This window comes from Streptomyces sp. NBC_01264, assembly GCF_026340675.1.
Classification (GTDB): Bacteria; Actinomycetota; Actinomycetes; order Streptomycetales; family Streptomycetaceae; genus Streptomyces.
In genome coordinates, this window is sequence record NZ_JAPEOX010000010.1 from 1 (window position 1) to 21,237 (window position 21,237).

General features: G+C 71.2%; 21 protein-coding genes. 6 read left to right on the forward strand and 15 right to left on the reverse strand.

Features of this window, described 5'->3' with window-relative positions; translation table 11 throughout:
• Positions 1 to 2: 2 nt before the first annotated feature.
• Positions 3 to 1,253, forward strand: coding sequence for an IS256 family transposase (locus OG435_RS49830; protein ID WP_430625887.1), 1,251 nt, complete (start codon positions 3 to 5; stop codon positions 1,251 to 1,253).
• 30 nt (positions 1,254 to 1,283) lie between these two features.
• Here OG435_RS49830 and OG435_RS49835 read toward each other — a convergent pair whose 3' ends face one another.
• Entirely contained in the window at positions 1,284 to 1,670 is a 387-nt protein-coding gene (locus OG435_RS49835; protein WP_266888543.1) for a hypothetical protein, read from the reverse strand.
• A gap of 543 nt (positions 1,671 to 2,213) precedes the next feature.
• On the opposite strand from OG435_RS49835, the gene OG435_RS49840 reads away from it, so the two are divergent.
• Positions 2,214 to 3,689, forward strand: a complete 1,476-nt coding sequence (locus OG435_RS49840; protein ID WP_266888616.1) for an NF041680 family putative transposase — start codon at positions 2,214 to 2,216, stop codon at positions 3,687 to 3,689.
• Between the two features lie 354 nt (positions 3,690 to 4,043).
• Here OG435_RS49840 and OG435_RS49845 read toward each other — a convergent pair whose 3' ends face one another.
• The 3 genes from OG435_RS49845 to OG435_RS49855 form a co-directional block, all read right to left on the reverse strand.
• A complete protein-coding gene (locus OG435_RS49845) occupies positions 4,044 to 4,631 on the reverse strand; it encodes a hypothetical protein (RefSeq protein ID WP_266888545.1) in 588 nt (195 codons plus the stop codon).
• 319 nt (positions 4,632 to 4,950) lie between these two features.
• Positions 4,951 to 5,292, reverse strand: coding sequence for a hypothetical protein (locus OG435_RS49850; protein ID WP_266888547.1), 342 nt, complete (start codon positions 5,290 to 5,292; stop codon positions 4,951 to 4,953).
• Positions 5,289 to 6,002 (reverse strand): hypothetical protein, encoded by a 714-nt coding sequence (locus OG435_RS49855; RefSeq protein WP_266888549.1) that lies wholly within the window; start codon positions 6,000 to 6,002, stop codon positions 5,289 to 5,291. Before OG435_RS49855 ends, OG435_RS49850 begins: the two co-directional genes overlap by 4 nt.
• Before the next feature lie 221 nt (positions 6,003 to 6,223).
• On the opposite strand from OG435_RS49855, the gene OG435_RS49860 reads away from it, so the two are divergent.
• Complete coding sequence (locus tag OG435_RS49860) at positions 6,224 to 6,556, forward strand: DUF6233 domain-containing protein (protein ID WP_266888551.1); 333 nt, start codon at positions 6,224 to 6,226, stop codon at positions 6,554 to 6,556.
• 23 nt (positions 6,557 to 6,579) lie between these two features.
• Complete coding sequence (locus tag OG435_RS49865) at positions 6,580 to 6,807, forward strand: hypothetical protein (RefSeq protein WP_266888553.1); 228 nt, start codon at positions 6,580 to 6,582, stop codon at positions 6,805 to 6,807.
• 99 nt (positions 6,808 to 6,906) lie between these two features.
• On the opposite strand, the gene OG435_RS49870 is transcribed toward OG435_RS49865, so the two are convergent.
• The 11 genes from OG435_RS49870 to OG435_RS49920 form a co-directional block, all read right to left on the reverse strand.
• A complete protein-coding gene (locus OG435_RS49870; RefSeq protein ID WP_266888555.1) occupies positions 6,907 to 7,440 on the reverse strand; it encodes a hypothetical protein in 534 nt (177 codons plus the stop codon).
• A 101-nt stretch (positions 7,441 to 7,541) separates the two neighbouring features.
• Positions 7,542 to 8,423, reverse strand: a complete 882-nt coding sequence (locus tag OG435_RS49875; protein WP_266888556.1) for a hypothetical protein — start codon at positions 8,421 to 8,423, stop codon at positions 7,542 to 7,544.
• A complete protein-coding gene (locus OG435_RS49880) occupies positions 8,424 to 9,596 on the reverse strand; it encodes a peptidase M23 (protein ID WP_266888559.1) in 1,173 nt (390 codons plus the stop codon).
• 1 nt (position 9,597) lies between these two features.
• The gene (locus OG435_RS49885; protein ID WP_266888561.1) at positions 9,598 to 10,350 is read right to left on the reverse strand and encodes a hypothetical protein; all 753 of its coding nucleotides are present in this window, start codon (positions 10,348 to 10,350) and stop codon (positions 9,598 to 9,600) included.
• A gap of 13 nt (positions 10,351 to 10,363) precedes the next feature.
• Entirely contained in the window at positions 10,364 to 12,325 is a 1,962-nt protein-coding gene (locus tag OG435_RS49890) for a hypothetical protein (protein WP_266888562.1), read from the reverse strand.
• Positions 12,325 to 12,852, reverse strand: a complete 528-nt coding sequence (locus OG435_RS49895; protein ID WP_266888563.1) for a hypothetical protein — start codon at positions 12,850 to 12,852, stop codon at positions 12,325 to 12,327. The genes OG435_RS49890 and OG435_RS49895 overlap by 1 nt, the downstream gene beginning before the upstream one ends.
• Complete coding sequence (locus tag OG435_RS49900; protein WP_266888565.1) at positions 12,849 to 15,377, reverse strand: ATP-binding protein; 2,529 nt, start codon at positions 15,375 to 15,377, stop codon at positions 12,849 to 12,851. The genes OG435_RS49895 and OG435_RS49900 overlap by 4 nt, the downstream gene beginning before the upstream one ends.
• Positions 15,374 to 15,937 (reverse strand): hypothetical protein, encoded by a 564-nt coding sequence (locus OG435_RS49905; RefSeq protein WP_266888567.1) that lies wholly within the window; start codon positions 15,935 to 15,937, stop codon positions 15,374 to 15,376. The genes OG435_RS49900 and OG435_RS49905 overlap by 4 nt, the downstream gene beginning before the upstream one ends.
• The gene (locus OG435_RS49910) at positions 15,937 to 16,188 is read right to left on the reverse strand and encodes a hypothetical protein (protein WP_266888569.1); all 252 of its coding nucleotides are present in this window, start codon (positions 16,186 to 16,188) and stop codon (positions 15,937 to 15,939) included. Before OG435_RS49910 ends, OG435_RS49905 begins: the two co-directional genes overlap by 1 nt.
• Before the next feature lie 41 nt (positions 16,189 to 16,229).
• Positions 16,230 to 17,096, reverse strand: a complete 867-nt coding sequence (locus OG435_RS49915) for a conjugal transfer protein (protein WP_266888571.1) — start codon at positions 17,094 to 17,096, stop codon at positions 16,230 to 16,232.
• Positions 17,097 to 17,349: 253 nt separating this feature from the next.
• A complete protein-coding gene (locus tag OG435_RS49920; protein ID WP_266888573.1) occupies positions 17,350 to 19,503 on the reverse strand; it encodes a hypothetical protein in 2,154 nt (717 codons plus the stop codon).
• Positions 19,504 to 19,684: 181 nt separating this feature from the next.
• Between OG435_RS49920 and OG435_RS49925 the strand changes: the two genes are divergently transcribed.
• Both OG435_RS49925 and OG435_RS49930 read left to right on the forward strand, forming a co-directional pair.
• Positions 19,685 to 20,446: a ParA family protein gene (locus OG435_RS49925; protein WP_266888575.1), complete on the forward strand. Its 762-nt coding sequence runs from the start codon at positions 19,685 to 19,687 to the stop codon at positions 20,444 to 20,446.
• Between the two features lie 11 nt (positions 20,447 to 20,457).
• A complete protein-coding gene (locus tag OG435_RS49930; RefSeq protein ID WP_266888577.1) occupies positions 20,458 to 21,207 on the forward strand; it encodes a hypothetical protein in 750 nt (249 codons plus the stop codon).
• Positions 21,208 to 21,237: the final 30 nt, after the last annotated feature.

Below are 21,237 nucleotides of genomic sequence, written 5' to 3' on the forward strand. Positions count from 1 at the left end.
AGGTGCAGCCGTCCGGGTTTGCGCCGGAGGTTCTGGACGACCAGTTGATCAGTCAGCTGGTGGACCGGGCCAAGGCCGACGGGATCAAGTTGACGGGCCAGGGTGGTCTGCTGCAGCAGCTCACGAAGAGGATCCTCGAGTCGGCCCTGGAAGGTGAGATCACCGACCACCCCGGGCACGAGAAGCATGAGAAGGCCGGCTCGGGCAACACCCGGAACGGGACCCGATCGAAGACGGTGGTGACCGAGGTCGGCCCGGTCGTGCTCGAGGTCCCGCGGGACCGGGAGGGCTCGTTCGAGCCGCAGATCGTCAAGAAGCGGCAGCGTCGGCTGACCGGCGTCGACGAGATGGTGCTCTCGCTTTCCGCCCGCGGTCTGACCCACGGGGAGATCGCCGCCCACCTCGCGGAGGTCTACGGCGCCGAGGTCTCCAAGACGACCATCTCCACGATCACGGACAAGGTGATCGACGGCATGAACGAATGGCAGAGTCGGCCTCTCGACTCGGTCTACCCGGTTCTGTTCATTGACTGTGTCCACGTGAAGCTGCGGGACGGGAAGGTCGCGAACAGGCCGGTCTACGTGGTCCTGGCGGTCACCGTCGAGGGTACTCGCGAGATCCTGGGGCTCTGGGCCGGCGACGGGGGCGAGGGTGCCAAGTACTGGCTCCAGGTTCTCACCGAGATCAAAAACCGCGGCACGGAGGACGTCTGCATGGTCGTCTGCGACGGCCTGAAGGGGCTGCCCGACGCGATCGGAGCCGTCTGGCCGCAGGCGATCACGCAGACCTGTGTCGTTCACCTGCTGCGGGCCTCGTTCCGTTACGCGGCCCGGCAGGACTGGGACAAGATCTCGAAGGCGCTCAAGCCCGTCTACACCGCGCCGACCGAGGACGCCGCCATGGAACGGTTCCTGGAGTTCCAGGAGGAATGGGGCCGGAAGTACCCGGCGATCGTGAGGTTGTGGGAGAACGCGTGGGCTGAGTTCGTGCCGTTCCTGCAGTTCGATACCGAGATACGGCGGATTGTCTGCACGACGAACGCGATCGAGTCGGTGAACGCGCGGATCCGCAAGGCCGTCCGGGCCCGCGGGCATTTCCCGAACGAGCAGGCCGCCATCAAGTGCGTCTACATGGCCATCATGAGCCTCGACCCCACCGGCCAGGGACGCAAACGCTGGACCCAGCGGTGGAAGGCCGCGTTGAACGCCTTCGACATCACCTTCGACGGCCGGCTCTCAGCCGCCCGTCGCTGAACCCCCAACAACCCAAAACCACCGTTAACTTTACGGACCCTTGTTGGGGAAGGTCTGCTTGGAGGCGAATGACACCTGTCCGTCCTCGAGTTCGAAGACCCCGCCGCCGACGGTGGTCTTGTCGCTGGGCTCCTGCATGACCTTCGTGAAGGTCGCAGCGAAGGTGCCGACGGGGCGTTCGTTCGAGAGCAGGTTGGCGGTGATGACAGTCAGGTCGCCGATTCCCTCTCCGGGTGCGCCGAGATCGACGAGGGTGAACTTGGCCTCGTTGGTGGTGAGGGTGATCGGGTCGCAGCTCTTGTGAGGGGTCGAACCGGTGGCGGCACCACCGACGCCGGTCGCGAAGGCCGGGCCCGCGAGGGCGGTCATGGAGAGTGCGAGCGCGACAGCGGCGCCACGCGAAATGACAGAGATCATGATCCTCGCCTGATTCGTGCCCGCTTCCGGGCAGTACGCAGCCCTCCACAGCCGTGACAGGGCAACAGCACGCGGGGGCACTTGCGTATCGAGTCTTCCGGCGTCAACGGCAGGCGGCGACCCAGGAAGGGCCATCAGGAGTCATCAGTATCGGACCCCACGAGCCGGCACCCGATACCTCCCCGATGGTCCCCCCCCCCCCCCCCCCCCCCCCCCCATCTGTACCGAAGCCGCAGGCCCGAGGCTCCGCCCCCTACCGGCGCCCGAGTAACACAGGGCGCCGATCCTGACGCCGACCCCGTCGTTCGCCTTCAGCGTCACCGAGACTCCAAAACGGAACGGTAGCTGTTGCCCCTGCCGTCACATGTACGGCCCGACCTGCGCTTTCGAAGTATCCAATCAGGCACTGAGCTTGTCGTTTATGGTCCGATGTCGAACGCGACTCGCACTTGGTCGGCGTTTTCGCAGTTCAGCGGACGCGAAGGCGGCCTTCGCTTGATCCTGGGCTCCGTCACAGAGCGGATCAGCGCGAAGGCCGTGGTCATGAGTCTGATGGAGCAGGACGTCCTGCGGGACGCGTTCGCGGAAGTGTCACACTTCCGGTCGGAGTTGTACGCGTGTCTGACCGTGCGGGGCGATGCCTTGTTCGAGTTGTGCGACGCGTTGCTGTGCACGGACGGACCGGTGCGGACGCTCGTAGATCTCGCGCTCGCGCCTGAACACCGCCGTGGTCACGGTGGTTTGTACGGCGGTCTCAACCAGGGCCGGATCGATGTCGCCCGGCTGCGCCGGGCCCTGGCCGGGATGCCACTGCCGAGGGCGGCGGACGGCAGGCTGGTCCTGGCGGTGGACGTCTCGCCGTGGCTGAGGCCGGACGCCAATACCTGCGCTGACCGGGCCTTCTGCCACACTTTCGGCCGTGGCGTGGGCAAACACCAGATGGTGCCCGGCTGGCCGTACTCGGTAGTGGCCGCGCTGGAGAGCGGCCGCACCTCGTGGACGGCAGTGCTCGATGCGGTCCGTCTCCGGCCCGGCGCTGACGTGGCAGCGGTGACCACGTTCCAGATTCGCGAGGTCCTCGAGCGACTCGTTGCAGCGGGCCAGTGGAAGCCAGGCGACCCGAACATCCTGGTCGTGCTGGACGCCGGATACGACGCTCCGCGCATCGCTCACCTGCTGGCCGGCCTGCCCGTCGAGATCCTGGGACGGATGCGTTCGGACCGGGTGATGTGCCGGCCGGCTCCCACCCGCGAGGAGTTCCACAGGCAGCATCCCGCCGGCGGACGCCCACCGAGGCACGGCGGCGAGTTCGTCTTCGGCCAGCCCGAGACCTGGGGCTCTGAGCATGTCGTGACGGCCACGGACACCCGCCTCTACGGGAATGCGACCGCGCGGGCGTGGGACCGGCTGCACCCCAGGCTGACCCGGCGGGCCGCCTGGCTCGCCCACGGGGCTGAACTGCCCGTGATCGAGGGGACCGTCATCCGCCTGACCGTGGAGAAACTGCCCAGCGGCGGGGTCAACAAGCCGGTCTGGCTGTGGTGGTCGGGCACCGGCGCCACCACCGCGGACGTCGACCGCTGCTGGCAGTCCTTCCTCCGACGATTCGACCTCGAGCACACCTTCCGCCTGTTCAAACAGACCCTCGGCTGGACCAAGCCCCGGCTCCGCAGCTCGGACGCGGCAGACCGCTGGACCTGGATCATCCTGGCCGCACATGCCCAGCTCCGCCTTGCCCGCCCGCTGGCCGCCGACCTCCGCCGGCCGTGGGAGAAGCCAGCGGAACCGAACAGGCTGACACCGGCCCGCGTCCGCAGAGGGTTCAGGAACCTGCACGCGCGGACCGGCACACCAGCCCGTGCACCAAAACCGACCCGCCCGGGCCCCGGCCGACCTCCCGGCTCGAAGAACCAGCGTCCCGCCACCCGCTACGACGTCGGACGCGTCCTCGCCACCGGCGAGCCCTACACCCGACCAGCACACCACAAAATCGGGACCAAACCCCGCCGAACTGGATAAACGACAAGCTGAGCGTCTCTCAGGCCGCTTCGCGGCGAGGGGGCCGCGACGGCTGCGCGGCGCGCACAGGGAGCCGTGCAGCGGCTGGAGCGGGCCCGCGGCGGGCCCACCCGGCCCGGCCCGAGAGGGTTTCTTCCTTTGCCCCGCAGGGGCGGGCCCCGGCGCGAAGCGCCTTCAAAGGGGCCCGGGAGCGAAGCGACCTGCCCGAAGGGCAGCTCTCCTTGCCCGCCCGTGCCCGAAGGGCACATAGGGGGCGGGCCAGCCCGCAGGGCTGTCCATTAACCCCCATTAGGCATACAAAAGAGGCGGCGAGTCCGCCGCCCCTTTCACCTATCCGGCCTATCCGCCCGCCTCTCACCGCTCCCACCCCGGGAGCGCGCCCGGCAGTTCGCAGGCCATGTCACCCCACTTGCAATCCGCGCTCGCGCACGAGGCCCACCCGCGACTCGCGAGGATCACCCCGCTCCCGCACACCGGGCACGTGTGCTCCGGCGCCGCAGGCTTGACCCGCCATCCGAAGCGGGCCGCCATCTCGGGGGCCGGGGACTCGAAGCAGGACCGGGTGACGTCGTCGAGGGTCGCGGCGGGGTTCTCCAGGGTGGTCAGGACCGCGCACACAGCGAGGGTCACCGCCTTGGCCTCCGCCTCGGACAGGGTGAGTCCGTCCAGGACGAGGGCAGCGCCCCGGTTCACCGCCGCAAAGGCCCCGTCGAGGCCGTACGCGACCGCCTCAGGCTCTTCGACGGTGTAGCCGAGCAGACCGTCCCGGGAGATGGCCCACGACTCCTCAGGGTCCAACTCAAGGTCCCGCACATCGAGCAGGTGCCCACACGCCAGACACCGGAACAGCCGGTCCGGCTGCGCGCGGTACGAGGACGGGGCATCGGCCGGGCACTGCGAGCAGTAGATCAGCGTCATGTGGGCGGGCATGGTCATGGTCATGGGGGCGGCCTTCCGCTTGGGCTTCTGGGGCGTGTCCCAGGAGGCCGCGCGGTGCCCCGCGCTTTTTGGCCCGGTGCGCGCCGAAGGCGCAGGGCCAAAAATTTTTTGCCGGATAAAGCGCCGCAGGCGTCCGGCAAAAAGCGGTCCGCGTCAGCGGACCGAAATTGCCGGTGAACGCGCCCGAAGGGCGCCCGGCAATTTCGCCCGCAGGGCCCGCCAGGGCCCGGAGGGCGGCGCGGGGCACCGTGTGGCACCCTGGGCCACGCCCCAGAAAAAGCCTGAACCCGCACTCAAATACTTCGCTGCGCCTCGTCCTCGTTCACCACTCCTCGGCCGGTTCGGGGAGTGCCAGGGCGGTCCAGCAGTCTGTTTCGCACTCGTCCCAAAGGACCGTTCCGTACCCGTCCCGTGCCAGTCGGATGGACGCCTGCCGAGACTCGAACGCGTCGGCCGGGTACTGCGCGGTGTGGATGACGTAGCGGTCCGAGGTGTTCACGACGCTGAACCGGACCAGGCCCCGCCCGGCCTCCGCGCGGACCAGGTGCGCCACGGCGAGGTAGCCGACCCCCGCGACGTGCGCCCCACGCAGGGCCTCCCCGACCGCCGGGCCGAAGTACGCATCCATGTCCCAGTACCGGCCGTACTCCCACTCGCCGGTCACTGCGCACCGCCCACGGGAGCGGCGAGGCGGGCCAGGGGCGAGCGCTTCCCCTTCCCGAGGGCCCGCAGGGCGGGCCAGTCCACCTCCGGATGCTCCTCGGGGATCCGGTCGACGTCGCCGGCCCGGTAGAGCGGGACGCGGACCGTACCGCCCCGGGCCGCGCCGAACTTGACCCGCACCGTCTCGGTGGGGAGCAGCCACCCGAGGCGGGCCATGTGGTCGAGGTCGGTACGGCGAACGCGAAGCCGCTGCGCGGCCTGGTCCGGGCCGAGCGGCGCCGCGTGGGCCAGCAGTCGGCGCAGGTCCGGGCGGGCAGCGAGCGCGTCCACCTCGGCCGGGGCGAGCAGCAGTTCGTTGACGCGGTCGGACAAGGTGGTGAGCAGCCCGTCTTTCGCCAGTTCCACCAGCGCCGCCACGCTCACCGCCTTCGGGCCGCCGCAGCCGGGGTCTGGGTTGGGGGTGCCGAGGGCCTCGGCCAGGCGGGCGGCGCCCTGCCAGCCGAAGAGCGGGCCGTCCCCCAGGCAGGCGCGGACCGCCTCCGCGTCCATGGCCTCCACCGCCGCCCGCGACCACAGCCCCGGCCCCGCGTCCGGGGTCGGTACCACCCCCGAGGCCGCCGCCCAGCGGAACTCCGGCCTCGGTACCCCAAGCCGCGCGGCGGCCTGGTCCCGGTCGTACACCTCACGCCTTTTGATCACCACGAAACGCACCCCAATCGCACATCACGGCGGCCCGACCACCGGGCCGCGCCGGAAACATCCCGGAACATCCTGGTTTCTGTCAATAGGTGTTTTTTCAGGGTGAGTTGAGATAGCGCCGCAAGATCCGCGCTCGCGTACGCGAGGGCAGATTCACCCCTGTGGGGGTACTCGGAGGGTTCCTGGCGTCCTCCTCTGGTCGGGCGGAACCCCTCGTTCCTATAATCGAACTTGTGAACGAAAATGTGGGCGTGCGGCTGGCCCGGTACCGAGCAGTTGAAAGCTGGCTGGACTGGCAGATTTCCCAGGTCAGAGAGGTTATCGGGCGCCTGGAGTCGGAGGAGGCCGCCACCGCGGCCCGCCGCCCGGCCCTGCCCGTCCCGGACTGGAAATTGGAGATCCACCGCACCGGGTACGGTCCGCAGCCGTTCCGCGTGCATGCCGGGTCCTGCCCCGACGGCCAGGGCAAGCCCGTGGAACGCGCCGAGGTGCTCCGGCTCCTCGGTGAGGGTGTGGAGGCCTGCCCGTTCTGCCGTCCCGATGCCGCCCTCGGGGTGCTGGAGTGACCGGGTACCGGCACGGTGAGGGGATGAGCCCTGACCTGCGCGTGGTCGTCTACCCGCCGGATGCCGAGGGCGGGCGCCGGGTCCGCTGCGACGGCGAGATTCTCGGCCGCGCCCTCGGCCCTGCCGATCTCCTCGAGTTCCTGCGGCGGGCCGGCCTGGATCCCGACGTCGTCCGGCTGGACGATCCGCTGCTGATCGAGTGGCGCGGCGGCGGGCCGGCCGTCTGGAGCCCCGACCCCGAGGAGTCCTGAGAGCAGCAGTGCGGGCCGCCACCCCGGCGAGGGTGGCGGCCCGCACTGCTGCGCCGGTCAGTGGCGCCGCCGAGCGCGGCCCCGGGCGGCGGCCCCGGGTCAGACGGTGGGCGAGCCCGTGTACTCGTGGCGCCCGTAGCCACGGCCGTCACCGTGCCAGTCCAGGAACAGAACCGAGTCGGCCAGCGCCCCGGGACCGGCCCGGTGGCTAAGCGTCGGCGTCCTGTAACTGCCGTCGTAGTTCCCGCCGGACGTGCTGTCCTCCATCCGGCGTTCAAGCTCAGTGAAGTCCCGTTCGATCACCACAGGATCGGTGCCCTCGCGGGACAGCTTGATCTGCACACGCACCTTGGCCCCGTCGAAGATCGTCGGGTCGTCCACCTCCCGGAAACGGGTGCCGTCCCACTTCACCTCGGCATAGGCGTAGACCGTGCTCCCAGAGCGGGCCGCGCACGTCTTCACCGTGACTTTCCAGTTGTCCGGCCACGGCCCGTCATAGCCGCTGTCGTCAATGTCGTTGGTGCTGGACGCGCACTTGTAGGCCGGCGCGGCTGTGGCGGCGGGCGCGGCCGTGGCAGCTACCGCCGCCAGGGCCAGCGCCGCCGCGGCGGCCGTCTGCTTGATGGTGTTCACGGACGGTCAATCCCGGTACCGCCAGGGGAGACACGGCCCCGCCCCGAAACCGCCCCCGACGAGGGACTGTCTCCCGCAGATGTCCAGACCCGGCTAGCGGGTCAGCTGGTGGCGGGCACCGCCTCGGTCCAGTCGAGGACGTCACGGCGGCGGACGTCCTCGCCGAGGATGGCGAGCATGTCCGCCAGGGGGGCCGCGAGGTCGGCGGCGGCCTCCGGGTCCTCCTCCCGCAGCAGGCGCCAGGCCGCATGCGCGTTGCGGGCCGTTCGCACCGTGTCGTACTCGGGGCGGTGCCGGGCGGCGCGGCACCGCAGGGCGGTCGTGATGAGCAGCTCCGTGGTCCCGCGCCAGTCGGTGCGCTGGCAGAGGGTGAGCCACGCGCGGGCGGTGAGAACCGTGATGGTGGCGGCGTCCGACTCCCCGAACCAGCCGCTCAGGGCGGATTCCAGCTTGTAGGCAGCGGTGACTGCTGCGGGCAGGTCCCCGGCCGCGTGGTGAGCCCACACCGCCGCCCACATCGCCCGGTACTCCGGCACGGAGACGAGGAGGTCGGGCAGCTCGGCCGGGGCCGGGGTGCCCATGGCCTCGGGGCGGTCCGGCGGTGGTGCGGAGGCTGCGGGCGGATCCGGGTGTTCGGCGACGTGGGCGGCCCACACTCCCGTCCATTCCTTGCGCATGTCCTCGGCCACGGTGGAGGGCGGGGCGGCGGGGTGTTCGGCCACGTCGGTGACGGTTCCGTCCGGGGAAACGATCATGAGCCAGGGAGTGGGGGCGGTTGGCTCGACCGCGCGGGCACGGACGGGCCGGCCTGCGAGGGCGGCCCGGATCCGCAGCTCCGCGAGGCCCTTTGCCCGCAGGGTCGCGATGTCCGGGTCAGCGGCGAGGGTCTGCCCGTCGATGTCCAAGGCGAGGCCACCGTCCTGGTCGGTGCGGATCATCATGGAGTAGAGCGGTGTTGCGGGGATGGCAGATTTCTTGGGCACTTACGATCCCTTCGGGAAATAGGGCGGGGCCCATCCGACGTATCGGGCGCCCCATTTCGATTCAACATCGGACGCGGGCATTACATCGACATACCCAGGCCGATACACATCATTGCTAATGATCAAGCCGTCCCCCAGGTATACGGATACGTGGCCGTGGATATTTCCGGTCTCCCAGTACATGAGGGCGCCTGGGGGGACATCCCTGGATCCCGGGTGTTTCATGTGTTCGGGCATGACGTGGTAGTGGGTGATTGCGGATCCGACTCCGGCGGCGTTCCATCCGTGGACTCTGGCCGAGAATTCGAGACAGCGCTGCCACCACCTTTTCTCGTTGAGGGCGGGCTGGCCTTTTGCCCACTCGATCGCCTCCGCGGTGCTGCGTCTGTTCTTCACCTCGGCCGGCCAGTCGGAGGCGGCGTCATGGAAGGGAGCTCCCGCCGGGCCGCCGCCGGGGGTGCACTGGTCCGGCATGGGGCCGGTGGAGGGGTCGGGCAGCCAGTCCGGGGCGTCACCTGTGGCTGTGCCAAGGCGGTCCAGGTTGATGCCGGCCTTCCTGGCGATCTGCTCGGCCTGGCCGTGGCGGGTGGCGTACAGCTCGGGGTGACCGGAGCGCTGGACGGCCTGCGCGGCGTTGCCGGGGAGCATCAGGTTCCATCCGGAGATATCGACCAGGCCCGGGGGGCGGCCGGGGTTCCCGCCGTAAAACAGGTTGGAGGAGCGGGCGGGGTCCATGATTTCCGCGTGTGTCCCCCATCCCTGGGAGGGGCGTTGCTGGAAAAGACCGATGGAATCCCTGTCTCCGTGGTCGATGTTCATCAGCCCGCTTTCCTGCAATGCGGTCATCAAAGCGACGCGTGAACCCCGGCCGGGCAGCCCTCTTTCCTGGGCTACCTTGTCAATGATTTTCGCGTGATGGATCTGCTGCGCGAGGATTCCGGGCGGGACCCTGCCGAGGTCAGAAAGGTCTGGCAGTCCGGGGCTTTCGCAGCCGCTCCCCTTGTTCTTGGCGTTCACTGCCTTATTGGCCGCTCCGGCCGAAAGGATCGTCACGATTCCGAGGCTGAGCATGCCGACCACGGCCAGGGCCGCGCCGATGCAGCCCACCTTGGCCAGGAGCGGCGCGGCGGCCCGGGTGGCTGCGGCCTCGGCGACGTCGCGGGCGTCCACCACGTCAGACCCCCAGGACGCGGGAGACGCGCCACCCGGTGGTGGTGCGCGAGACCTCCACACTCAGGGTGTCGGTGCGTCGGCTCTTTTCGTATCCGGTCACGTCCACCGTGGCCGCGACGGTCCGCCAGACCTGGGCCGGGTTGTCGGCGGGCAGGTCGGACCCGGCGGGGCGGGCGGCGGCGGAGGTCACGCGGGTGCTCTCGCCCCGGCTGACCTGCCGGCCCCATCCCGGCGGCGTCGTGTCGGTGAGGTTGCGGGTCAGGTCCGCCGTCGCCCACGGGGCGGCGCGCTGCACGCTCGCCCGGTGGTCCTGGTCGGCCTGCGGGTCCCGGGTGAGGTAGGCGCGTACCCACGCGGCGGCGACGTCCTCGGGGGCCGCGTCCTCTTGGACGTCAGGCTGCGGCGCCGGTGGGGCCGGAGCGGCGGCGGGGCTGCTGCGGGCGGGTGCCAGGGGCCGGCTGTCCTCCCCGGGTCCGGAGCGGCCTCCGCAGCGGGAGACGGCGCCGAGGATGAGCACCAGGACCACGACCAGGAGCATGGCGACCGGGCTCATGGGGCGGTGGCGCAGCTCGGTGACGGCGCCCGCCCGCTTGCGGCGGGCCTCTTGTGCACGGGTACGTCGCCACCGCCGCCGGGTGTGCCAGGACGCGCCCGGCGGCGGTTCTTCGTCCCCGTCCGGGAGGGCGGCGAGCAGCGCCCGCCAGTCCGGGGCCGGACCGTCCGGGCCGGGGTCGGGGGTGGGGCGGGGGGCCATGGGTGTCACTCCCTCAGGTGCGCGGGGGCGTCGGGGGGTCGGGGAGGCGCGGCTGCGTCCACCCCTGCGGCGGCGGGACCCTGCGGGGGGAGCGCGCGACGCGCGGCCGGGGCATCGGGGTCCGGCGGGCCCTGCTCGACGGTGCGGGCGGTTGCGTGGCCCTGCGGGGGGTGCGCTGCGTGGCCGGGGCGGGCATCGTTCTGGCCGTGGGCGAGGACGCCGGGGCCTGCCCGGCCGGGGTGGAGGTCGAGGCCGCCCTGGTCGTGGACGACGTCGCCGGGGCCTGCCCGGCCGGGGTGGCCGGGGCGGGGATCGTCCTTGCGGTGGGCGAGTGGACGGGGGCCGGACCGGCGGCCGAAGGGGCACCGGCTGCGGTTCGGCTCGCCCGGCGGCCGGCCGCTGCCACCGTGGCGCCGGGTCCCGTGCCGCCCGCTCCCGTGCTGCCGCGCCCGGGGCCCGGTCCCGCGCTGGGGCGGGGCGGACGTCCGGCGGGCGGAGGCGGTGGGGGCGGGGCGGAAGGCCGCGGCGGCCCGGGGGCCGTCGGTGGCGTGGCCGGGGGCCGGTGGCGGCGCTCCACCGCGTCCCCGAGGCGGCGGGAAATGCGGCGCGGTGCGCCGAGGAGCCGACCCGCCCCCCTGGCGAGGCTGCGGGTAGCCAGCACGCCCAGCAGGGCTCCGGCTGAACCTCCGCCGCCCGCTGCGCCGGTGCCGACAATGCTCGTGAGGATGGACCGGTACTTGAACGCTGCGACGGCTCCGGCGAGGGAGAGCGCCGAGGACCCGAGCCACCCATAGGTGGGCATGGCCATGGCCGTGACCATTTGCAGCATCATCACGGCCCCGGCGGTCAGCGTGACGATGGCGGACTGGAGCACGGTTCCCACCAGGGCGTCCGCCCAGCGCACTCCCCACTCGCGGGGCCGCCCCGGAATCACCCACAGCGCCGCGAACACCGGTCCCACCACCAGAAGAAACATGGCGCCGAACATCGCCGTGATGCTCCCCAGCAGAAGCGTGATCAGCAGCAGCCCGAAGCACAGGGCGACCGGCACCGCGACGACCAGGACACCGGCGCGCTGCAACGGGCGGTGGCCCTGCCTCCAGCTCTGCGACTCCGCGCCCACCTGTTTGTCGGTGACGTTCTCCTTCAGGTACTCCTTGCGCGCCTTCTTGTCGGGGCCGAGGTCGAGGACGGCTTTGCCGTACTTCTGGCACGCCTTCATCGACCCGAACTCCGCCAGACACCACGGGACGCCCACGTACACCCGCCACACCGTGTCAGTGGCGCGGCGCACCACCCGGTCGTCGGCGTCGCCGGGGTAGGTGGTGGTGTGGCCGAGGCGGAACGGCATCTTCTCGATGCCGCCTCCGGCCGATCCAATGCCGGCCTCCGTAGCGGTCATCGCCACTTCGGTGCCGATGGTGCGTCCCTCGTCCACTCCGTCCACCCACACCTGAGGGGTCTGGAGAAGGGTTGCCGCTGCGACGGCGGAGACCAGCACCCACGCGAGATCCGAGAACCCCCCGCCGTCCCCGCGCTGCGCCCGCAGGAACGCGACCAGGGCGCCGACCGCGAGCGCGCTGGGGAACAGTCCGACCAGGACGGCGCCCGCGCTCCCGCTGATGGCTTGGGTCAGCGGGCCTTGGATGTCGGGCATGTTGGTGAGCGAGAACGCCCAGCTCGCCAGCGTCGCGACGGCGGCGCCGAGGGTGGCCAGGATGACCATGAGGATGTCGGCGATCATGTGCAGCGCCGGGTCGAGGAAGTCCCACTGGCCGTAGTCCGTGTCCAGGCTCCAGGTCAGCAGCCCGGGGTAGGTCTCGTACATCGTGCCGCCGTCGCGCGGGACCGGCGCCGCTGGGAACAGTCCGCCGACACCGATCGGGTCGATCGTCTCGGCGTGCGCGGTCCCGGCCAGGACGGACAGGGTGGTCATCACCGCCATGACCGGGACGGCGAGCGTGCGGAGGCGCATCACCCGACCTCCCGGCCGAGGGCGGAGCGCGCCGGGTCGTCGGACCACGTGAGATCGGAGTCGGCGACGTCCTCGCGCTGCTCCACCCACCAGGCGCCGGAATCCTCCGTCATCCGCAGCGCGACGCGGCTGGTCGTGGCCGGCTTGCCGGGCCAGGTGACGGTATAGGCGGCGATCACGGCCCACCCCGCCGGGTAGTCCGAGGTGGCGATGGCCCGGGTCGGGGCGCGGTCCAGGATGACGGGGCCGATGGCCGGCCCGTCCGTCTCCGGTTCCGGCGGTGCGGTGTGCCGGTCGTGGCAGGCGGCGCGGCGGCCGGGGGACATGAGGGAGCAAGCGGTCGTCCAGTCGTCGGCGACGACGGCCCGCATGTAGGTCAGGGCGCGGTCGGCGGCGACGGCGGAGGGCGCCGGGGCGGCCGGGGCGGAATCCGCGGTGCCTCCCTCCTTGGCTCCGTCGCCACATCCGGCGGCGAGGACGGCGAGCGCGGCCAGGAGGACGGCGGCGGGACGGCGGCGGGCGCTCATGCGAACACCCCGTCCGCGACAGGGGCGTCGCCGGTCTCGGCGTCGGCCCGGGGGGAGGTGTCCAGCAGATCGAGGAGTTCGGCGGTGGGGATGTCCCATTGCATGGTGGCGGCTCCGAACCGGCGGTCTCGAGTAACGCAATGGCCGTGCCGGACCGACCCGTCCGCCTCGATGCCGATGGACCGGATCAGCTCCCGGGCGTGCGGTCCCGGGGGCAGCCCCAGCAGTTCCGCGAGGGCGTCCTGCTGCGCGGCCGAGGTGAGGCGGAACCCGATCACCATGGCGAGCTGCTCGACGACGCCGGGCAGGGCGGCGAGGCCGGTGGCGTCCTGGGTGTCCAGGTGCAGGTGCGTGCCGAGCGCCCGGCCCACCCTGGCGACGTAGTCCAGAAAATGGCGGCCCTGCGGAGTGCCGGTCAGGACGTGCACCTCCGGCACGGACACCAGCTTGGTCAGGGTGCGCAGGTCGGGGCGGCCGGACGTGATGATGCCGAAGGCCAGGACGCTGTGCATGACGGCGACGGAGAGGGCCTGTACGGACGTCCAGCGCTCACGGTCCTCGCCCACGGTCGGCAGGGACAGGCCCGGCATCTGCACCACCCACACCCCGGGGGCGGTGGTCAGCAGGGGCGGCCCATCCTGCGGGCGGCCCATGAACAGGGCACCTTGGGGGGTCTGTGCCAGCTCCCACAGGGCGTGTCCGGTCTCGCGTGCCACCCGGTCGTCGGACGCGCGCAGGTGCTCGATCACCCGCCAGGTCGCCGGTTCCGCGCCGTCCAGAATGGCGTTGGTGGCGGCCTGCAGGGCGGTCTCGGCCCCGGCCGCCCGCAGGTGCGCGGGCGTCACGAGGGAGAGCTGCGCGGGCACTTCGGCGCGGGCGGCGTCGCGGCCGGCCTCCGACAGGAGCGGGATCAGATCGGCGGCCCCGGCCATGGCGCGGTTCATCCGCACCAGCCGGCTCGGAAGGCCGTAGCGCTCTGCCGCGCGCACCAGTCCGGCAAGGTCGCCCTTGAAGTCGAGCGTGAGCGCCCAGGCCCCGGCCATTCCGGCCTCCAGCGCGGCCATGGCCAGGGCGGTGGACTTCCCGCCGCCGGACCGGCCGATATAGGCGGTGGTCGTCGCGTCCTTCCGGTTGGCGGCCGGGGTCAGGCGGACCACGCCCGGGGTGGAGCCGGTGAGGTATCCGACGATCGGGCCGGTGTCGTCGCCCACGCGGGCACCGCCCCACCACCAGGCGCCCGCAAGCGCCCGCGTGTCCCGCACGTGGCCGAGGTCGGGCACCCGCACCCGGTCACCGGCCAGCGTCTCCAGCCACAGGGGCCGCTGCTCGTCGGTGCCCACCTGGACGGTGATCCCCGAGTCCGCGTAGTGGGCGATCACCGCGTCCACGCGGGCCCGCAGGTCCTCCAGCCCTCGCGTGCTGGTCACCACCACGCGGGGATGGTCCTCCACCAGAGACAGTTCCTCGCGCTCCAGCTCGGCGCGCAGGTCGGCCATCGCCTCCCCCGCGTCCGTGATCACGCGGCCCGGGTCACCTACCGCGTGCGTCCCGGCGCTGTTGGTCTGTTCGCGCACCATCCGGGCCGTCTGGTCGGTCCGTGCGATGGCGGCCCGCTTGTGCAGCACCCGCAGCCGCACGGACGCCTCGGGGCTCACCGCGACCAGGCGGGCGGCGACGTCGTCGTCCTCCAGGCCGTCATCGTCGGGGGGCAGGTAGGAGACCTCCGCCAGGGCGCGCAGCCACTCCCCCGGCCCCGGGGTCGCCGCCCTCTCGGGGAACGCGGTCATCACCAGGACGCTGACCCACGCCGCGGTGGCTCCCTCGGCGTCCACCATCCGCAGGTGGTCCGGGTACGGCAGGACGCGGCCTTGCGTGAGCGCCGCCAGGAGCGCACCCGACACCAGGGAGCGGCCGGCCACCGGGGCCGGGACGGACCGGTGCTGCTCCCGCGTCACCATCCACGCGAGCAGCTCGACCGGCGCGGGCGCGCACCGCCAGGGCGAGGCTTCGAGGCGGCGGCCGAGGCGGCGTGCGGCGGTGTGCCAGGTCGCCAGCTCCCGGGCGGGCACCCCGCGCGAGGAGACCCCGGCCGCGTCGGTGATCCGGCGGCCCGGCGAGGCCGTCCGCCCGCCGAGGCGTACCCCGAGCAGCACGTGCCGCACCGGCAGGGCGATCTGGTCCAGGCGGGCGGCGCGGTCCTCCGCCCAGTCCTCCCACCGGCCCGCCGAGTACAGGTCGGGCGCCTCCGCCCGGTAGTCGTCCGCGCTGTACGGGGACCACAGGATGCGCAGGTGGACGTCCATCCCGGCGAGGGTGGACGTCAGCGCCGCCTCGGCCCGCGCCTGCTCCGCGTCGTGCTCCGCCTCCCCCATCAAGTCGCTGTTGCTGGTCTCGGTCGTGTACCAGGCCCACGCCTCCATGTCGGTGAGCACCAGGCCGTCGGCGATCCCCTCGTACCGGGGCGGCGGCGCGGCACGCTCCCCGCCCACGCCCAGCAGTCCAGTGATCCGCTCCAACACCTTCACCGGGTCCTCCCCTTCCGGCCGCGCGGGGCGGCCACCTTCAGCAGGTAGTCCGGCCCGTACAGGCGGGCCGTTGTCTTCATCTCGACCGCCGGCCCGGCCGGTGGAACGTCCTGCACGTCGGCTCCGCCGAGCAGTCGCTCAGTCGTGGCGGCGCCCAGCGTCCGGGCCAGCGCCGGGGCCTGCCGCTCCCAGCGGGCGGGGCGCGGGATCCACTCCGACCGGTGCGCGACGGCCCGGCCGCCCCGGATGATCGGGCGGTGCCCGCTCACCTGGTACTGACCGGCGATCACCCATCCGGCCAGCACGGTGCGCCGGTCGCACCGCTTCGACGGCTGCGCCCCCAGCACGGTCACGAGCAGCGGGGGCAGGAAATACGCGGTGAGCCAGTTCAGGGACGGGACCCCGAAAATCGCGAGTCCGATCCCGTCCCACAGCGTGAATGCGAGCGCGCCCAGGAGCATCGTCCGGCGCGAAATGCCCTGGCCTAGGTCCACGCCGAACAGCTCATGCTGCCGGGCCTCCAGCATGAAATGCCGGGTGTACGTCATCCCCTCGCGCATCAGCTGACGATGGTCTTAGCGAGGTCGGTCACAACCGTTTTAGCTGACTCCGGCACCCAAATGAAGATGGCGCAGAATCCCGCCGACCCGAGGAAAGCCAACTTCTTGTTGAAATCCTCATCCCAGGACAGGCGGAGCGCCTTAATCACCATCACGGCAATGAACAGGTTGCCGCAGATGATGACTACGGCGTTTTTGAGCGCCACCCCTTGGGTCAGCGCAAGGTCCAGTGCAAGGTTCGCTGCGTTCACGGCCTCTACCTCTCTTTTCTTCTCAATTCGTCTGCCGGGGGTCAGGTCAGGTCGTCGCCGGTAATCCCGGACACCTGCCATCGCCCGGCGCGGGCGCTTTCCACGCGGGTGAGAGTGACGCGGTACGCCTGCGTGATCTCTCCGCCGCCGACCGCCCAGACGACCCGGGCGACTCCAGACCGGTCCGCGCCTGTGCCCGGGGCGGCCTCCCACACCTGGACGGTGCGCAGCTCGATCCCGTCGGGCAGGGCGGGCAGCACGGTCCCGGGGGCGGTGACCTGCGGGCCGCCGCCGGTTGCCCAGGCCCGGAAAAAGTCGGCCACCGCGGCCCTGGTCTGCGCGGAAAATGCCAGGTCAGCGGGGCGGGGTGTCGGCTCCGGGGCGGCGGCGGCCCCGTCCGGGACCCCGAGCAGGGCCGGCGCACCGCTCACCACCAGGCGGCCACCGCCGCCGACCAGCACGGGGACGTCCAGGGCCAGCCACCGCGACGGCCCCGCCCCGGTCATCACCTCGGCCTCCACCCGCACGCGGGCCCGGCCGCCGGTACCGGCCGTGACCGCGCCGGGGACCACAGCCCCGGCCGTCTGCGCTCCGCGCCCGTCCCACCCGAGTTGGGGGTCCACTCCGGTGGCCAGGAGGCCCGCGAGCTCCCGCGCCCGCTCGGCCGGCTTCTTCTCGTCCCAGGTCAGATAGGCGCGCACCGCCCGGACGGCGACCGCGCGGGCGGCGTCGTCGGGATAGGCGGAGGCGGACGGGCCCGGCGCGGGCGCGGCCTGCGGGGCTGCGGCGGGGTGGGGGTCGAGGATCCCGTGCAGCGCTACCAGGGCAAGGAGGCACACGGCGCCCGCCCCGCAGAACAGGACGATCCGGCCTGCGCGGGCGAGACCCTGCGACTTCTCGGGGACCACGGCCCACGGGGCGCCCGGCCCCGCCGTCCCGGGATTCCGCCTGGCCTCCTCGGCCGCCGCCGACTCAGCAGCAGCAACCCACGGGTTTACCGGAGGCCCTCCCTGTTGATTCTTTGACTTCTTCTTGAACATGCCCGCAAAACGATTTTGACGGCGTACGGACACCGATCCGGCTGTGATTCCACCCTTTCGATACCGAGAGTCCGGGGAGTTCGATAACCGAGGACGAACGGGCCGCCGGGCATTTGACTGGTCAGGCCGCATCTGCATTCTCTTCCGGCGCCCCGAATACACTCTCCAGCTCTGCGCGGGTATAGCTGGCATTACCCCGGATCATCTCGCCCTCCGGGAAAGGCTTGCCCGCCTTGATCCATGCCGACTTGTACTGACGCGCCGCCCCCGGCGTCTTGCGGATGATCCCGACCGCGCACGCCTGGGCGATCGTGTAGCGCTGCTCCTCGATGCCCTCGGCGGCCACCTGGTCCACCAGGTCCGCCACCGCCAGGACCTCACCGGCACCTGACACTGCTCCCGCACCTGACACGTCAGACATGGGCTCTGACCTGGGCATAGACCCATGTGTCATTTCGGCGTCGGTGTCAGTGTCAGGTGTCAGGTCCGTCCGGCCGCCCGCGTAGCGCCCGCCAGGCAGGTAGTCCGCGACGGCCGCCGCGGAGTCCGCCCGCGCGATGTCCCGGGGGGTGATCCACGGGGCCAGGGCGCCCTCCTCCCACCAGGCCGGGGCCGGCGGGCAGGCGTCCAGCAGCCCTTCCACCTGGGGGGTGATGTATGCGTACTGGATTTCTTCGGCCCGCTCCACCCGCCCATCGGGAAGGGTCTTTTTCCGGCGGCGCCCCTTGAGCGAAATCACGCCCCGCCCCGGGATGGTTTCGTCGTAGTCCACCAGCGGGGCACCCATTCCGTAGGCCACCGCCCACGAGGGGGCGCTGACCTCCCCCACCACCATTTTGGTGCCCACCTGGTCCCGGGCCATGGTGGACCCGAAAACATCCAGACTGAATTGGTGCGTTCCGACGACCACCCTGTGATTCGAGCTGCGCCCCTGCATGAGGATGAGATGAATCCAGATAAGCACCGGCGGGAATCCGCGCTCTTTGATGATGTACTTCCACCAGGCCGCCACAAATTCCCGAAAGCTGGGCAATTCGTCAATGACAAGCACTCTGCCGACCGGAGCATCGGCACCCTTATATCCGCGATAGCGGCGACCGTTGAACTTCTCAGCGGCCATCATCGACACGAAGAATTCCGCGACTGCCATGCAGCACTCGTATGTTTCCGTGTGGATCCGCACCCCGGATTTCCCGTACGCCTCGGCGAGGGAATTCTGTTTCGGGTCGATAACGGTCACGAGCCATCCGGCCATCCGGGCCGCCACAAGCGGGATGTAGAGCAGGCTGGATTTACCCGACCCGGTCTCGCCGGACACGCCGATATGCGGGGTGGCCGTGCCCGTGTGCACGTAGGCCGGTCCGTCGGGAGTCTCCCCGAAATGGATTTTCAGCGGGTCACCGGTCGGAATCCACTCAACCGATGTCGGCAGAACCCTCGGCGTCTCGGGGGCCGCATCACGCACCCATTCCACGTACGGGGCCGCGACCGTACGGCGCCAATGCGCGGTCCACTCCCCCGGAAGTCGGCCGGTCACGATCGCGTCCACCGCCCGCGTCCCGGCCTCCCCTCCGGCCCACCCCGCAGGCAGACGCAGCACGATCCGCGCCCCGGACTCGGTGACGTCCAGGGGCAGGTGCAGCCACTTCCGCCGCCGCTCCGCCTCGGCCACCCCCAGCACCGGGCGCAGCGCCGCCCACATGCCCGGCCCGTGGATCAGGTCGGCTCCGGCCGGCCTCGGCCGCCACCACCGCAGGACCACCGGGCCGGTCACGGCCACCAGGACGCCCACGACGGCCAGCACCCCCACCACGGCCGCCACGACCGACCACCACCCGGCCCACCCCGCCACTGCCACCGCCGGGACCGCCAGACGGACCGCAGAGCGCGCAGCGCCGGGCCAGCAACTCCACCGGCCCGCCCCGGCCGCCAGGGCGCGCAGCGCCCCGCCCTGCCCCTCCTTGGTCGTCTCCCACCCCGCGCCGGGATCCTCGGCCCCGATGTCGGCGGCCGTCCGGTCACGGGCGACGTCCACCCCCGCGCACCACCAGCTGGCCGAGGAGGACGGCTCACCGGGCCGCAGATCCCGGCCCGTCAGAAACCGGGCCAGCACACCGCCTCCGGACGCGCCCGCCGCCGGGTCCCGGCCGGCCTTCTTCTGGTCGGCCTGGCGCTGCTGCGCCAACGCCCCCACAGCCGGCAGTCCCACCAGTGCGACGGCCACCGCCGCCCGCGCCGGCTGCTCCGCCGCCCACGCCCACAACTCCCCGTACACCCCACACCTCCGCGAATGCGGGCACACGTGCCCGTACCCGGATGAACGAAGTGAGAGGCCGTTAGAAACCCCCGCTTGCAGGCGTCTGCGGCCCTGAGACGGTGGTGCGTTCGATCGGTCAAGCGATCATCTGGAATGCTGGCCGCGATCCGAGTACCTACGGGGAAGTCACGGAGGGCACATGCTCCCTGCTCAGAAAGAGGCTCCGACCGCCGCCACCGCGCGTTCGACCGGGCCGAAGTTCATCATCGTCATCCAGCAGAAGGGCGGCGCCGGGAAGTCGACCATAACGGTCAACCTCGCCGCCGTTGCCGGGCGTAGCAGCGTTCAGCACCCCGACCAGGAAGCCGCCGTCATCGCGGCGGGGGTCGACCCTCAGGGGTCGCTTGAAGCGTGGGCGGACCGCGTACCGGAGGAGGCCCTGCCCTTCGACTACCTCGTTACGCGGGGCAAGGTCGGCATCCTGAGCCAGCTTCGCGACAGCGGCCGACGTCGCATCATCGTGGACACTCCGGGCTTCATGGAGATCGATCCGGATGCAGCGTGGGGTGACGACCCGTTGGGGGAGAGCCGAGTCGCGGATGCGCTGCGGGAGGTTCTGGACCTGGCAGACCTCGCCATCGTGCCCATCACGCCGGAATGGCTGTCCTGGCAGCCCGCGGAGTTCACCATCGAGCGGATCCTGAAGCCGCGAGGGATCCCGTTCATCGTGGTGATCAATCTCCACGACCCGCGAGACGGGGAGACGGCTCTGGACCGGGTCCGGGCCTGGATCGCGGAGCGGGGCTACCCCACGATGTCCGCCCCGATCCGGAAGTACAAGATCCATGCGAACGCTGCGGAGAACGGGCTGACCGTGGTCGAGTACAAGGAGTCGGGCACTGCTCTGCGGGCGCGGGAGGACTTCCTGAGTCTGGCCCTGTGCGTGGAACAGGCCCTGTGATGGGGCGCCGTATGGATGTCGGTGCGCTCGGCGGTGGTCAGCGCCGGCCGGAAACGACCACGGACGTCGCTCTCAAGCTCCCTCTCCCTCCGGGAAAGCCCGTGGCGGACACCCCGGTGCTCATCACAGAGGAGCAAGAGGTCTTCGCGCGGTGCGAGGTCGCAGTCGAGAACCTGAAGGTTGCGTTCTGGGCTGCGGGCAAGGCGTTGCACATCATTCGTGACGGGCGCCTCTACCGAGCCGACTACGGTTCCTTCGACGACTACGTGGATGCCCGGTGGGGGATGAGCCGGGGGCAGGCGGACAAGCTGATCCGCATGTGGCCGGTGGCACAAGCACTGTTCGAATCGCTGGGCGGAGATTCGAACGATCCCACTCGAATTCGAGTGAGTCGACTCCACCAGTCATCCGTGTGGGAGCTGCTGCCTGTCGCCGAGAAGCACGACCCGAACACTGCTGTGCAGGTCTACGCGGCCACCAGCGACGTGCAGGACAACCCGACTGCGGCAGTCCTCAAGCGTGCTGTCACCAGAGTCATGCGGGTACTGAAGGCCGGTGAGCCGGCCAAGGCCGACACCATCGGCACCGCCGTGTTGGAGGCCTTGGCCGAGGAAGAGCCAAAGAAGCCTAAGGCTGCCCCCAAAGCGCCCCCGAAGCCCCCAGCCCTGCCGTGGGACTCGCCGACGACACTCGACCGAATGCTGCGCCAGCACATGACGGACGAGAACCGGAAGACACTCGCCAAGCTCCTCGCGGAGTAGCTGCACGGCGGGCGTTGCCCGTGGCGGAAA